Here is a 12,196-nt window from a genome sequence, read left to right on the forward strand (position 1 = left end):
CCCATGAGCGCCACGACTTCCGATCTGCTGTCGAACGGACAGCGCTATTACCTGCCGGTCTACCGCCCGCGCGAGGTGATCCTGGAGCGCGGCCAGGGCGCACGCGTGTGGGACAGCGAGGGCCGCGACTACCTGGACCTGTCCGCGGGTATCGCCGTATGCGGGCTGGGCCACAACGATCCGGACCTGGTCGCCGCGCTCACCGAGCAGGCCGGCAAGCTTTGGCACACCAGCAACGTGTTCTACAGCGAGCCGCCGCTGCGATTGGCCGAGGAACTGGTCACCGCTTCGCGCTTCGCCGAACGCGTGTTCCTGTGCAACTCCGGCGCCGAGGCCAACGAGGCCGCGATCAAGCTGGTGCGCAGATGGGCGGCGTCGCAGGGCCGCGCGCCGGACCAGCGCGTCATCGTGACCTTCCGTGGCAGCTTCCACGGCCGCACGTTGGCTACCGTCACCGCCACCGCCCAGCCCAAGTACCAGGAAGGTTACGAACCTTTGCCCGGGGGCTTCCGCTACGTCGACTTCAACGACGCCACCCAGCTCGAGATCGCCATGTCCTGCGGCGACGTGGCCGCGGTGATGCTGGAACCGGTGCAGGGCGAGGGCGGGGTGATGCCGGCCGCGTCCGGCTTCCTGCGTGCGGTGCGCGAGCTGTGCGACCACCACGGCGCGTTGCTGGTCCTGGACGAAATCCAGGCCGGCATGGGCCGCACCGGCACGCTGTTCGCGCACTGGCAGGACGGCGTGGTGCCCGACATCGTGACGCTGGCCAAGGCCCTGGGCGGCGGGTTCCCGATCGGCGCGATGCTGGCCGGCCCCAAGGTCGCGCAGGCGATGCAGTTCGGCGCGCATGGCACGACGTTCGGCGGCAACCCGCTGGCCGCGGCGGTGGCGCGCGTGGCGCTGCGCAAACTGTCCTCGCCGCAGATCGCCAACAACGTGGCGCGCCAGTCGGCCGCGCTTCGCAAGGGGCTGGATGCGATGAACGCCGAACTCGGCCTGTTCTCGCAGGTGCGCGGTCGCGGCTTGATGCTGGGCGCCGTGCTCGACGCAAGATACGCCGGGCGCGCAGGCGAGGTACTGGACCTGGCGGCGGCGCAGGGCTTGCTGATGCTGCAGGCGGGTCCGGACGTGCTGCGCTTCGTGCCATCGCTGAACATCACCGATGAGGAAGTCGGCGACGGTCTCGGTCGCCTGCACGCAGCCCTCAGGGCGTTCGCGAAGCCGGGCTGAGCGTCGCCCCCGTGCGGAGCGGGAGGTGGGCCACCGTGCCGCCTTTCCCCTGTTCGAAGCGCAGGTCGATGGCGTGCCGTTCGCACAGCCGGCGCACGATCGACAAGCCCAGCCCGAAGCCCGTGCTTTCTTCGCCTTTCGCGAAGGGCGCGAAATCGTGCTCACCGACCGCGGCGCCGGGATTGGCGATGCGCAGCGTATCGCCGTCGCCCGTGATCGCGATGCGCCCCGCGCGGGTGTGCGCAAAGGCATTGCCGACCAGGTTGGCGAGCAGCACCTGCAGCACCGGCGCCGGCAGTGTGCTGGTGAGGTCGGTCGCGACGTCCACGCTCACCTCCACGGGCTTGCCTTCCAGCCATGGCGATTGCTCGACCACGACACGTTCCAGCACCGGCAGCACGGTCGTGTCCGATGCGACGACCGGCGATTCCTGTTCACGCGCCAGCGCGAGCAGCAGGGCGATGGTCTGCTCGAGATGCGCGGCCGACTGGCCGATGTGATCGACGCTGGCACGTGCATCCGCGTCCAGGCCGGGATCGGCGGAAAGGCGTTCGCTGGCGGCGCGGATCACGGTGAGGGGCGTGCGCAGTTCGTGGCTCGCATCGCGGGTGAACTCGCGTTCGCGCTCCACGAAGGCGCGGATGCGCGCGATCAGGTCGTCAAGGCGGCGCGCGAGCAGCCCGACCTCGTCGTCGGGGAAGCCGGCCGCGAAATGGGGTGGCAGCCGTTCCGGCGTCGCCTCCCCGACAGCGTCCGCCAGCCGCGAGAGCGGCGCGGTGGTCCGTCGTGCCAGCCAACCGCCGACCAGCAGCGCCAGCGCCACGGCGATGGCGCCGGTCCATGCCAGCAGCTGCAGCATCTCCGACCGCATCGGCCGGACCGCCAGCAAGCCGCTGACCTCCGCGACCAGCCAGGCGCGCGGCGCGGGTGCGGGAGGATCCAGTGCGCGCAGGTGGTAGTGCCGTCCCTGCGTGCCGGCGAACTCCCGGCGTGCCGGTTCCTCGCCAAGCACGTCGCCGATGCCGTCGGGCAGTGCGTCGGTCCGCTCCACCACGGTCATGAAGCCATTGCGTGGCGGGGACCAGCGCCCATGCGCGGCAAAGTGCGCTCGCTGTGCAGCGGCTTCGCGCTCGAGCAGCGTGTCGAACAGCCGGTCTTCGACCGTGTAGACGAAGAGCAGCGCGTAAAGGCCGAACAGCGCGGCCAGCAGCAGCGTGAAGCCGGCGAACACCAGCATCAACCGGTTGCGCAGCCGTCGACGCGGCAGGGAGGATGCGCTCATGCATCCGCCTGCAGGCGGAAGCCTACGCCGTGCACGGTCTTCAGCATCGGCGTGGCGAAGGGCTTGTCCAGTGCCTGGCGCAGCAGGTAGAGATGCGTGCGCAGCGGATCGGAGTCCGGCGGCGCATCGCCCCACAGGCGCTGGATCAGCTCGCTGCGCGTCAGCGTGCGCGGCCATGCTTCGGCCAGGGCGAGCAGGATCTGATAGGCGGTCTGGTGCAGGTCGAGCGGCCTGTCATGGCGCACCGCCTGGCCCTGCCGGCGGTCGATGCGCAGGGTGCCGATCCGCAGCACGTGCGTCTCGCCGCTGCGGTGGCGGATGGTCAGTGCCTGGCAGCGTGCGAGCAGTTCCGCACCCGCGAAGGGCTTGACCAGGTAGTCGTCGGCGCCGGCGCGGAAGCCCTGCAGCCTGTCCTCCAGCGCATCGCGCGCGGTCAGCATCAGCACCGGGATGTGGCGATCGGCCTGCGTGCGCAGGCGCTCGCACAGGCGCAGGCCATCGAGTCCGGGCAGGCCCACGTCGAGCACCAGCACCTCGGGCGGCGCGTCGAGCGCCATCTGCAATCCGGCCAGGCCGTCCGAGGCGAAATCGACCGCCATGCCGGCGTCGGCGAACAGCCGCTGCAGCTGCGCCCGCAGCAGCGCGTTGTCTTCGATCACCAGAATGCGGGCCGCAGGTGCCATCGTCGTTCAGCCGTCGATGCGTTGCAGGAGGGCCTTAGCTTCGGCCATGTCCGGCTGGCCCGCCAGCACCTGCCGCACCAGCGATCTCGCCTGCTCCCGTTCGCCCAGACGCAGATGCGCCTCGGCGGCGCCGAGTTTCAATTCCGGCTGCGCCATGTACGGCATCGCCAGCTGCATCAGCTGCAGCCCGTGGCGCACGTCCTCGTTGCGGGTCGCGGCCTGTGCCTGGTAGTACCCGAGCATGCCGAGCAGGTCGACGTGGTAGCGCCCGCCATCGGTCGCCAGTGCGGCGGCAGCGGCATCCACGTCGCCAGCACGCGCCTGCGCCGCCAGACCCATCGTCCGTTCGTCGCGCCATGGCTCCCGCGACACCGGCGTGCGCCCCAAGGCGCGGATGACGGCGTCGGCGACGCCGGGGGTGGAGTATGGATTCTGCCCCGTGACCAGGCGGCCATCCACGACGACCTTTGCCATCATCAGCGGCGCTTCCTGCCACTGCGCACCACGCGCGCGCATACGGTCCTCGAGCAGCCACGGAAATTCTTTCGCCCAGCGCTTGCCGAAGACCGCCTCTTCCTCGTTGGTGAATCCGGTCAACGCCTTGCCCTGCACCAGGGGCGTGCCATCGCGCAGGCGCACCTCGGCCAGTGCGGCGGGGCCGTGGCAGACCGCGCCGATCACCGCCCCGCGAGCGTAGGCATCGCCCAGCAGCGTGGTCAGTGCGGTATCGCGCGGCAGGTCGAACATCGCGCCCTTGCCGCCGACCACATAGATCGCCGCGTAGTCCTCGGCCTTCACCTGGTCCGTCCTGCGCGTGGCGGCCAGCATGCGCGTGGCCTCCGTGTCGGCGAGCAGGGCAGCGTTGAAGGGTTGTTGCGGGTCGTATCTGTCGGCCTCCACCGCGCCGCCCTGCGGGCTGGCGACATCGATGGCGAAGCCGTTGGCCTGGAAGATCAGCCACGCCTGCGAAAGCTCATCGAACTCGTAACCGGGGCGGGTCTTGCCCTGGTCGCGGCCCTCGCCGCTGACGACGATCAGGATCCTGTCCGCTTTCGCCGCGTGCAGCGGTGTGGCGGCCGTGGCCAGCAGGAGTGCGCAGGCCAGGTGGAACGTGCGTGACATGTAGCGCATGACGACGGTTCTCCGATGGAGGGGCACCAGTGTCCGGCCGCCGGATCAATCAAGGTTCAAACCGGGCCGGTCACCAGCCGGTCTGGGGGCCGAAGACATAGCGCTTCAGCGCCTTGCCCAGCGTACGTCCGTCGGTGACGGTCTCTGCGTACAGACCGGCCTCGCGCGCGCCCTGCACGTTGGTGAACTTGTCGTCGACGAACAGCGTGCTGGCGGCGTCCCAGCCGAGCAGCTCCAGCGCATGCGTAAAGGTGGCAGGTGCCGGCTTGCGACGCTGCAGGCCGCCGCTGGTCAGTACGCGGCCCTCGATCCGCGCTGCCAGCGGCGCGACGATGCGCGGGATGGCCTGCGTCATCATCGCCCCGTTGTTGGTCAGCACGCCCATCGCCACGTCCGGGTGCAGTGCGGTGACACGGGTCAGCACGTCGTCCATGGCCGTGCTGCCGGCCATCCGCGAGGCGATCCATGCGCCCTCGTCGACGGCGGCACCGATCCCTTCGCCGATCCGGCGCAGGTACGTCGCCGTGTCGACGCGGCCGCTGTCGTACTCGACTTCCAGCCCCGATACGAACAGCACCTCGCGCACGCGCTCGCGCGCGCAGCCGGCATGCGCCGCGAGGTGTGCGATCCGGATTTCGTGCCGGTAGTGCGCCAGAACACCGTCGAAATCGAACAGCACCTGGTGGATCCGCGGCTTCATCCCGCGGCGACCACCTTGAAGGCGTCGCGGGCAGCGGAAATCGTCGCGTCGATGACATCGGGCGTGTGCGCGCTGGACATGAAGCCGGCTTCGAACGCCGACGGCGCCAGGTACACGCCGCGCTCCAGCATCGCGTGGAAGAACCGGTTGAACGCCGCGGTGTCGCAGGCCACGGCCTGGGCGTAGGTATCGACCTGCTGGTCGGTGAAGAACAGCCCGAACATCGCGCCCACGCGCGTGGTGGTCAGCGGCACGCCGGCCTCGCGCGCGGCAGCCTCCATGCCTTCGCACAGCGCCGCCGTCGCGGTGGCGAGCCCGTCGTGGAAACCCGGCGCCTGGATCAGCTCCAGCATCGCCAGGCCCGCGGCCATCGCCACCGGATTGCCGCTCAGCGTGCCGGCCTGGTAGATCGGGCCGGCGGGCGCGATCTGCTGCATCAGCGCGCGACGGCCACCGTAGGCGCCCACCGGCATGCCGCCGCCGATGATCTTGCCGAACGTGGTCAGGTCCGGCGTGATGCCGTAGTGCGCCTGCGCGCCCCCCAGCGCCACGCGGAAGCCGGTCATCACTTCGTCGAAGATCAGCAGCGCGCCATGCTGCGTGCACAGGGCGCGCAGATGCTGCAGGTAGCCTTCGCGCGGGGGTAGGCAGTTGGCGTTGCCGACGACCGGTTCGATGATCAGGCAGGCGATCTCGCTGCCGTACTGCTCGAACAGCGCAGTCGCACCGGCGAAGTCGTTATAGCTCAGCGTCAGCGTCAGCTCGCTGAGTCCTGCCGGCACGCCAGGTGAGGTCGGCACGCCCAGCGTCAGCATGCCGCTGCCGGCCTTGACCAGGAACGAATCACCATGGCCGTGATAGCAGCCTTCGAACTTGACGATGCGGTTGCGGCCGGTGGCGCCGCGGGCCAGCCGGATCGCCGACAGCGTGGCCTCGGTGCCCGAGTTGACCATGCGCACCATCTCGCACGACGGCACCAGGCGCGTGATCGTTTCCGCCATCGTCACTTCGGCCGGGCAGGGCGCGCCGTACGACAGGCCGTTCTGGATGGCCGCCTGCACCGCCTCGCGCACGGCCGGATGGTTGTGGCCGACGATCATCGGGCCCCAGGAGCCGACGTAGTCGATGTAGCGGTTGCCGTCCACGTCATGCAGGTAGGCGCCATCCGCGCGCTGCACGAAGAACGGCTCGCCTCCCACCGACTTGAACGCGCGCACCGGCGAATTGACGCCGCCGGGCAGCAACTGCTGGGCGCGGGCGAAGAGGGCGTGGGACTGGTCGTGGTTCATGGGCATTCCAGAAAGTAGGGATCGTCGTGGGAGTGGTGCCGGCATGTCGGCACCACTCCCACAGGAACGTCACGCGCGGTCAAATCCTGATCGATAGGCCTGCGCAGCGGCCACGGGATCAGCCGCCTCGAACACGCCGCCGATCACGGCGACCAGGTCGGCGCCTGCGGCCACCAGCGGGCTCATATTGTCCGGCGTTATGCCGCCTATCGCCACCCGGGGGACGCCCAGCGTCGCAGCAGCGGCCAGCAAGCCCGGTGTCGCGCGGCGCGTGGTGACCTTGCTGGTGGTCGGGAAGAAGGCGCCGAACGCCACATAGCTGGCGCCTGCGGCGACGGCACGTTCGGCCCGCGCATGCGCGTCGTAGCAGGACGCTCCGATGATGGCCTGAGCACCGAGTTGCGTGCGTGCGGCGGCGATGTCGCCATCCTCTTCGCCCAGGTGTACGCCGGCGGCACCGATCGTCGCAGCCAGCGCCACGTCGTCGTTGATGATCAGTGGCACGCCCACCTCCCTGCACAAGGCCTGTAGCCCGGCGGCCTGGACGAGGCGGAGATCGGGACCGGCGCCCTTCTGCCGATACTGCAGCCAGGTCGCCTGCGGCAGCACCGCGGCCACGCGCGCCAGCAGGCGGGCGGTATCCGGCTCCTCCGGGGTGATCAGGTACAGCCCGCGGGCGGTGCGGACGGTGGGCGGCAGGGGTGTCATCGTCGAACTTCCGGTGCGTGGGCGGCGATGGGACAATGGCCGCTTCTCCAAGCCGGCATTATCCCCGTGACCGACGCCACCGCCACCCTCTACCGCAGCTGGATGTGCGTGGTCTGCGGCTTCATCTACAGCGAAGCCGACGGCCTGCCGGAAGAAGGCATCGCCCCGGGCACGCGCTGGGAGGACATCCCGGACGACTGGACGTGCCCCGACTGCGGCGTCGGCAAGGACGATTTCGAGATGGTGGAGCTGGACTGATTTTCCGGGGCACTGTAGGAGCGACGTGAGTCGCGACCGCATGGATCGGGCGTCCTTGCGGCGGCATGGGCCATGACGTGCTTCCATCAACGCACTTCGGTGGTTTGACACGCGCGCGACCGCAGGTCGACGGAAGGGACTTTCCGCGGTCGCGACTTGCGCCGCTCCTACAACGGCGCCGGCAGGCGCTGCGCGTTCAATGCATCCGCGACGTGCGCGCCGCGTTGAGTTCGATCAGTTGTTCGCGCAGTTCCGCGGCGTCCTTCGCGTCCGGCGACAGGTGCAGATAGCGCGCCAGGTCGCGTTGCGCGCCGGCGCGGTACTCCATCTTCAGGTACGCCAGCCCGCGGTCACGCAGGGCGTCGGGCTGGTCGGGCGTCAGCTTGAGCACGCGGTCGGCGCTGCGGGCGGCCCGGTCCCATTCCTCGCGTTCGGCGTAGACGCCGTGCAGGTTGCGCAGCGTGCGCACCAGGATGGCGCGGTGCGAGGCCGGGTTGAGGATGTGCAGCAGCGCGGCATCGTCGGGGATGTCGCCGCCCAGATGGGGCTTGGCGCGTTCGCGCAGTTCGTCCACGCCGAGCGGGCGGCCGCCGTTGAAGGGGTCCATCACCAGCAGGCCATCGTCCACCGGCAGGCGCACCAGGAAGTGGCCGGGGAACGACACGCCATCCAGCGGTACGCCCAGCCGCCGCGCGACTTCCATCTGCACCATCGCCAGCGATACCGGATTGCCCAGACGGCGCTCGAACACCTCGTTGAGGTAGCTGTTGCGTGGGTCGTAGTACTCGTCGTGGTTGCCGGTGTAGCCCAGTTCGTCGAACAGATGGCGGTTGATGGCGGCCATCTTCAGCGGCCACGGTTCGATCGTGGCGATCTCGTGGCGCAGGTGCTCGGCGTGGCTCTGGACCAGCGTGTCGTAGAGGTCGGGGTCCAGGTCGGGATACTCGTCGCGTGCGATCAGCAGCGCGGTTTCCAGCAGCGGCACCGTGTCATCGGGCTGGCTGGCCAACGCATTCCATTCCGGCAATGTCAGTCGATCCCCCATGCCGACAGACTGGGGCCAATCCCACCGCGAATCAAGCCTCAGCGGACGGACGGAATGCCCTTGCCGAGGATCAGCTCCGCACCCTCCTGCAGCTTGAGGCGTTCGGCTTCGCCGGCGTTGAGTTCCAGCACATAACGCGCGGGCTGGTCGCTGGGATACGACGGACAGCGGTCGCCACCGGAGCAGGGGGGGACGTTGCGCTGCTGGCTCACCAGCCTGCGGGCGTCGTCGAAGTACAGGATATCCAGTGGGATGCGGGTGTTCTTCATCCAGTAGGCCTGCGGTTCCTCGGCCTCGTGGATGAACAGCATGCCGGTGCCGTCCTCCAGGCGGTCGCGGAACATCAGTCCGCGAGCGCGCTCTGCATCGTCATCGGCAATCTCCACACGGAAACGCTCGCCACCGACCTCCACCCAAGGCCCCCCGCTGGCGCAGCCGCTGAGCAGGAGGAGGGAGAACGCAAGCACAGGCCAAGCTCGGGAGCGCATGTCGGAGTCCGGCATCCAGGGGAGAGGCTAGTGTAGCGCTGCATGTGGCATGCGCTGGTCACTCCACCTGCAGCAGTCGCGCGGCGATGCGTTCGGCGACCTGACGATTGTCGCGGTAATAAGCGGCGTTGTCGGCCAGGGCCTGCCAGCGTTGCTGGTCTTCGAGGTGATGGCGCAACTGGCGCGCCACGCCGGCCATCAGCCGTGAAGCGGTGGCCGGATCGGCACGCTGCGCCGGCTGCAGCAGGTCCAGCAGCAACAGGATGCCCTGGTGGCTCCGGTCCGCCTGCTGGCGCGCGGCCACGAACAGGCGGTCCAGGCTGGCCGGTGTGAGCCGGGCAAGGCTCGGATCGGCCAGGCTGTGGCCGGGGTCGGCCTGCAGCAGATGCAGGGCATCGTCGAGTGGAGCTTGGTGTGGCGCGAGGGCGGCCCCGTCATGCGGGCCGGCAGGGCGGGGCGCATCGGGCGCTTGGGTCTCGAAGAGCATCATCGACAGTTCCTTGTGTCGGTGGGGAAGCCCTGTGGTCGTCGGCCCGGGGGAATCCAAGGGCTGGCTGCAGGACGTCCCGACTTTATGAACTCGATAAGTGCGCGTCAATTAACTTAAGTGGTGAATAAGTGTGATTCGTCGCCGCTAACGTTTCCTCCATGGGCAACGAGCGCGAAAAATTCTCACAGCGATTGGCGCACGCCATGCAGCAGGCGGGATACGAGCCGCGCCCCACCGTCCTGTTCCACCTGTTCAACACGCACTACCGCGGGCGCTCGGTCAGCGTGCAGACCACGTCGCGCTGGCTGGGCGCCCAGGCCATTCCCGCGCAGGACAAGCTGCAGGTACTGGCGGATCTGCTGGGAGTGGAGCCGCACACGCTGCGCTTCGGCACCGCGCCGCGATCACGCGTGGCGGAACCGCGCATGACGTGGCCCGCAGGCGTCGGCAGCCGTGAGCGGCAGACGATCGATGCCTATTTGCAGCTGTCGCCGAAGAAACGCGAGCTGGTGGGCGAGCTGGTCAAGGCGCTGTCCGACAGCGCCTGAGCCGGTCCCGGTTCCGCGCCCGCTCAGCGCAGGACGACCGGCGGCTCCCCGCCGACGATGACGATGTCGGCCGGACGCCGGGCGAACAGGCCCACGCTGACCACGCCCGGAATCTGGTTGATCTCGCGCTCCATCGCCACCGGATCGGTGATCGACAGGTTGTGGATGTCCAGGATCACGTTGCCGTTGTCGGTGACGGTGCCGTCGCGCCAGACCGGCTGACCGCCGGTGAGCGCCAGGATCTCGCGCGCGACCAGGCTGCGCGCCATCGGGATGACTTCCACCGGCAGCGGGAACTTGCCCAGCACCGGCACCTGCTTGCTGGGGTCGACGATGCAGACGAACTGTTTGCTGGCTTCGGCGATGATCTTCTCGCGCGTCAGCGCCGCGCCGCCGCCCTTGATCAGGCGCTTGTGCGGATCGCATTCGTCGGCGCCGTCCACGTACAGCGACAGCGTACCGGTGTGGTTGAGGTCGAGTACCTCGATGCCGTGCTGCTTCAGCCGCGCGGTGCTCTGCTCGGAGCTGGACACCGCGCCCTTGATGCGGTCCTTGACCCGCCCCAGCGCATCGATGAAATAGGCCACGGTGGAGCCGGTGCCCACGCCGACGATCATGCCGTTCTCGACGAACTCGATGGCCTTTTCGCCGGCCAGGCGCTTTGCTTCGCTCATGGTGTCATCTCAACAGGGAAAATGGTGTCCGTGTGGGCGCCCTTCGTGCCACAAAGGGGTGCTTGGGGTGCGATGCTTTGGGTCCGAGAACAATCACCAACAAGAGCATCGCGCCCGAGGGCGCTCCTACAGGTTTGCTTGCTACTCGAGCGCCAGCAGGAACTTCCACTGCGCGGCGGTGACCGGCAGCACGGACAGCCGGTTGCCGCGCTGGATCAGCGCGAAGCCCTCGCCCAGGGCGTCGGCATGCTGCTTGATCTCATCCAGCGTGATGGTGCGCGTGAGCTTGCGTTCGAACGCGACGTCGACCAGCGACCAGCGTGGATCTTCGCGCGTGCTCTTCGGGTCGTGGTAGTCGGACTTCGGGTCGAACTGCGTTTCGTCCGGATACGCGACACTGGACACGGTCGCGGTACCGACGATGCCCGGCTCCTTGCAGTTGGAGTGGTAGAACAGCACGCCGTCGCCGACCTGCATGCTGCGCATGAAGTTGCGCGCCTGGTAATTGCGCACGCCGTTCCACGGTTCGGTGCCGACCTTTTCAAGATCGTCGATGGAGAAGGCATCAGGCTCCGACTTCATCAGCCAGTAGCGCTTGCGGGCGGTCATGGTGGGGCGTCCGGCAAAGAGGAGAAAGGAATCAGCGTGTCGCACTCGGTGCAGATGGCATCCAGCGGTACGTCCCAGGCCTGCGCGCCGACCGCGTCGATGCGCTGGGCCTCGAAGCCGACACCGACCAGCCAGGGCGGTGCGGGGCGTTGCAGGCGTGACGCCAGCGTGCGGTCGTACCATCCGCCGCCCATGCCCAGCCGGTGGCCCGCACCGTCGAAGCCGACCAACGGCACGACGATCAACGCCATGTCCGCCGCGGTCAGGCCGGCGCGGGGATCGACATCCGGTTCGGGAATGCCGTAGCGGTTGGTCACCAGTTCGTCGCCCGGTCGCCAGGGGGCGAAGCGGAGCGTCTCGTCGTCGGCCAGGAGGGGCAGGCAGTAGACCAGGCCGGGTGGCAGGCGCAGCTGCCAGCTGTGCACGCCGATTTCGCCATCTGTCGCCCAATAGCCGGCGACGTAGCCCTTGGCCGGAAAGAACGGGAGTGCGAACAGACGCGTGGCCAGTGCATCGGCGCCGGCAATGCGCGCGGTGGCGGGCAGGGCGCGGCGACGCGCACGCAGTTCACGGCGCAGGGCATTGCGCTCGGCGGCGTGGGCGAAAGACAGGGAGTCGGGCATGCGCGAATTTTACGGCATGCGTACCGGCGTTGCCGGTGGGACCGCGGGAGCGGCGTCAGTCACGACCCTGCGCGTCGGGTCCCTGGTGCAATCGGCTTCGTTTCGAAGTCTTCCCGCTCAAGGGCGGGTGCAACTGGACCGGCCGGGTCGCGGCTGATGCCGCTGCCGCGGGAAAAATACGTCCTCCGCCATGCACGATGTTCGCGAAACGACCTTGAACCCGGGGTTCAAGTGGGAAGGTTGGGTGACCATCGGGCTTTCCGCTGCGAGGCAGACTTGCACTCCCGGTAACCGTCACCTTCCCGTGGTCGTCATTAAGGGACAAGGCGAATGTTTGCGCGCACTGTCGAGAACAGCAGAGGACGCATGGCCAGTATAGCCAATGCCGCGTTTTTGCCTAGCCCGTTCGTCGGCGGATTCAGTGGGCAGTCGGTG

Annotated in this window: 15 protein-coding genes and 1 other RNA gene; 3 read left to right on the forward strand and 13 right to left on the reverse strand. The window is 68.7% G+C overall.

All coding sequences use genetic code 11. The features are described 5' to 3' along the window. Positions 1-3 precede the first annotated feature (3 nt). On the forward strand, positions 4-1,233 hold the full coding sequence (locus V8246_RS08000; protein WP_336188694.1) for an acetylornithine transaminase: 1,230 nt from the start codon (positions 4-6) through the stop codon (positions 1,231-1,233). Here the strand turns inward: V8246_RS08000 and V8246_RS08005 are convergent. From V8246_RS08005 to thiE, 6 genes are all read right to left on the reverse strand, one after another. Next, positions 1,208-2,515, reverse strand: coding sequence for a HAMP domain-containing sensor histidine kinase (locus V8246_RS08005; protein WP_336188695.1), 1,308 nt, complete (start codon positions 2,513-2,515; stop codon positions 1,208-1,210). The genes V8246_RS08000 and V8246_RS08005 overlap by 26 nt on opposite strands. Further along, positions 2,512-3,198, reverse strand: coding sequence for a response regulator transcription factor (locus tag V8246_RS08010; protein ID WP_336188696.1), 687 nt, complete (start codon positions 3,196-3,198; stop codon positions 2,512-2,514). Before V8246_RS08010 ends, V8246_RS08005 begins: the two co-directional genes overlap by 4 nt. Positions 3,199-3,204: 6 nt before the next feature. Then, complete coding sequence (locus tag V8246_RS08015; RefSeq protein WP_336188697.1) at positions 3,205-4,329, reverse strand: DJ-1/PfpI family protein; 1,125 nt, start codon at positions 4,327-4,329, stop codon at positions 3,205-3,207. A gap of 70 nt (positions 4,330-4,399) precedes the next feature. Continuing rightward, positions 4,400-5,029: an HAD-IA family hydrolase gene (locus tag V8246_RS08020; RefSeq protein ID WP_336188698.1), complete on the reverse strand. Its 630-nt coding sequence runs from the start codon at positions 5,027-5,029 to the stop codon at positions 4,400-4,402. Continuing rightward, on the reverse strand, positions 5,026-6,318 hold the full coding sequence (hemL, locus tag V8246_RS08025; protein ID WP_336188699.1) for a glutamate-1-semialdehyde 2,1-aminomutase: 1,293 nt from the start codon (positions 6,316-6,318) through the stop codon (positions 5,026-5,028). The genes V8246_RS08020 and hemL overlap by 4 nt, the downstream gene beginning before the upstream one ends. Positions 6,319-6,387: 69 nt before the next feature. Beyond that, positions 6,388-7,026, reverse strand: coding sequence for a thiamine phosphate synthase (gene thiE / locus V8246_RS08030; protein ID WP_187573441.1), 639 nt, complete (start codon positions 7,024-7,026; stop codon positions 6,388-6,390). A gap of 27 nt (positions 7,027-7,053) precedes the next feature. Here thiE and V8246_RS08035 point away from each other — a divergent pair, with 27 nt between their 5' ends. Continuing rightward, positions 7,054-7,284 carry a rubredoxin gene (locus V8246_RS08035; protein ID WP_185894209.1) on the forward strand — a complete coding sequence of 77 codons (231 nt, stop codon included), beginning with the start codon at positions 7,054-7,056 and terminating at the stop codon, positions 7,282-7,284. Between the two features lie 196 nt (positions 7,285-7,480). On the opposite strand, the gene V8246_RS08040 is transcribed toward V8246_RS08035, so the two are convergent. Genes V8246_RS08040 through V8246_RS08050 form a run of 3 tightly spaced genes read right to left on the reverse strand, consistent with a single transcriptional unit; the run spans position 7,481 to position 9,304 of the window. Continuing rightward, positions 7,481-8,329 (reverse strand): SirB1 family protein, encoded by an 849-nt coding sequence (locus V8246_RS08040; protein WP_336188700.1) that lies wholly within the window; start codon positions 8,327-8,329, stop codon positions 7,481-7,483. A gap of 38 nt (positions 8,330-8,367) precedes the next feature. Then, positions 8,368-8,817 (reverse strand): DUF192 domain-containing protein, encoded by a 450-nt coding sequence (locus V8246_RS08045; RefSeq protein WP_336188701.1) that lies wholly within the window; start codon positions 8,815-8,817, stop codon positions 8,368-8,370. A gap of 58 nt (positions 8,818-8,875) precedes the next feature. Then, the gene (locus tag V8246_RS08050) at positions 8,876-9,304 is read right to left on the reverse strand and encodes a hypothetical protein (protein ID WP_336188702.1); all 429 of its coding nucleotides are present in this window, start codon (positions 9,302-9,304) and stop codon (positions 8,876-8,878) included. Positions 9,305-9,510: 206 nt separating this feature from the next. Here V8246_RS08050 and V8246_RS08055 point away from each other — a divergent pair, with 206 nt between their 5' ends. Continuing rightward, positions 9,511-9,855 carry a hypothetical protein gene (locus V8246_RS08055; protein WP_202923478.1) on the forward strand — a complete coding sequence of 115 codons (345 nt, stop codon included), beginning with the start codon at positions 9,511-9,513 and terminating at the stop codon, positions 9,853-9,855. 23 nt (positions 9,856-9,878) lie between these two features. Here V8246_RS08055 and rpiA read toward each other — a convergent pair whose 3' ends face one another. The 4 genes from rpiA to ssrS all read right to left on the reverse strand — a co-directional run bounded on the left by rpiA (position 9,879) and on the right by ssrS (position 12,126). Continuing rightward, positions 9,879-10,529, reverse strand: a complete 651-nt coding sequence (gene rpiA / locus V8246_RS08060; RefSeq protein ID WP_336188703.1) for a ribose-5-phosphate isomerase RpiA — start codon at positions 10,527-10,529, stop codon at positions 9,879-9,881. Positions 10,530-10,670: 141 nt separating this feature from the next. Beyond that, on the reverse strand, positions 10,671-11,138 hold the full coding sequence (locus V8246_RS08065; protein WP_336188704.1) for an EVE domain-containing protein: 468 nt from the start codon (positions 11,136-11,138) through the stop codon (positions 10,671-10,673). Next, on the reverse strand, positions 11,135-11,761 hold the full coding sequence (locus V8246_RS08070; RefSeq protein ID WP_336188705.1) for a 5-formyltetrahydrofolate cyclo-ligase: 627 nt from the start codon (positions 11,759-11,761) through the stop codon (positions 11,135-11,137). The genes V8246_RS08065 and V8246_RS08070 overlap by 4 nt, the downstream gene beginning before the upstream one ends. A gap of 178 nt (positions 11,762-11,939) precedes the next feature. Continuing rightward, positions 11,940-12,126: non-coding RNA, 6S RNA (ssrS, locus tag V8246_RS08075), on the reverse strand. Between the last annotated feature and the right edge of the window lie 70 nt (positions 12,127-12,196).

The sequence above is a fragment of the Pseudoxanthomonas sp. F11 genome, assembly GCF_037046485.1.
Classification (GTDB): domain Bacteria; phylum Pseudomonadota; class Gammaproteobacteria; order Xanthomonadales; family Xanthomonadaceae; genus Pseudoxanthomonas_A.

Coding starts and splice junctions, on each gene's coding strand:
- V8246_RS08070 (WP_336188705.1), bottom strand. CDS start 11,761: ATGCCCGACTCCCTGTCTTTCGCCCACGCCGCCGAGCGCAATGCCCTG.
- hemL (WP_336188699.1), bottom strand. CDS start 6,318: ATGAACCACGACCAGTCCCACGCCCTCTTCGCCCGCGCCCAGCAGTTG.
- rpiA (WP_336188703.1), bottom strand. CDS start 10,529: ATGAGCGAAGCAAAGCGCCTGGCCGGCGAAAAGGCCATCGAGTTCGTC.
- V8246_RS08055 (WP_202923478.1), top strand. CDS start 9,511: ATGCAGCAGGCGGGATACGAGCCGCGCCCCACCGTCCTGTTCCACCTG.
- V8246_RS08050 (WP_336188702.1), bottom strand. CDS start 9,304: ATGCTCTTCGAGACCCAAGCGCCCGATGCGCCCCGCCCTGCCGGCCCG.
- V8246_RS08010 (WP_336188696.1), bottom strand. CDS start 3,198: ATGGCACCTGCGGCCCGCATTCTGGTGATCGAAGACAACGCGCTGCTG.
- V8246_RS08040 (WP_336188700.1), bottom strand. CDS start 8,329: ATGGGGGATCGACTGACATTGCCGGAATGGAATGCGTTGGCCAGCCAG.
- V8246_RS08065 (WP_336188704.1), bottom strand. CDS start 11,138: ATGACCGCCCGCAAGCGCTACTGGCTGATGAAGTCGGAGCCTGATGCC.
- V8246_RS08045 (WP_336188701.1), bottom strand. CDS start 8,817: ATGCGCTCCCGAGCTTGGCCTGTGCTTGCGTTCTCCCTCCTCCTGCTC.
- V8246_RS08020 (WP_336188698.1), bottom strand. CDS start 5,029: ATGAAGCCGCGGATCCACCAGGTGCTGTTCGATTTCGACGGTGTTCTG.
- V8246_RS08035 (WP_185894209.1), top strand. CDS start 7,054: ATGGGACAATGGCCGCTTCTCCAAGCCGGCATTATCCCCGTGACCGAC.
- V8246_RS08005 (WP_336188695.1), bottom strand. CDS start 2,515: ATGAGCGCATCCTCCCTGCCGCGTCGACGGCTGCGCAACCGGTTGATG.
- V8246_RS08000 (WP_336188694.1), top strand. CDS start 4: ATGAGCGCCACGACTTCCGATCTGCTGTCGAACGGACAGCGCTATTAC.
- thiE (WP_187573441.1), bottom strand. CDS start 7,026: ATGACACCCCTGCCGCCCACCGTCCGCACCGCCCGCGGGCTGTACCTG.
- V8246_RS08015 (WP_336188697.1), bottom strand. CDS start 4,329: ATGCGCTACATGTCACGCACGTTCCACCTGGCCTGCGCACTCCTGCTG.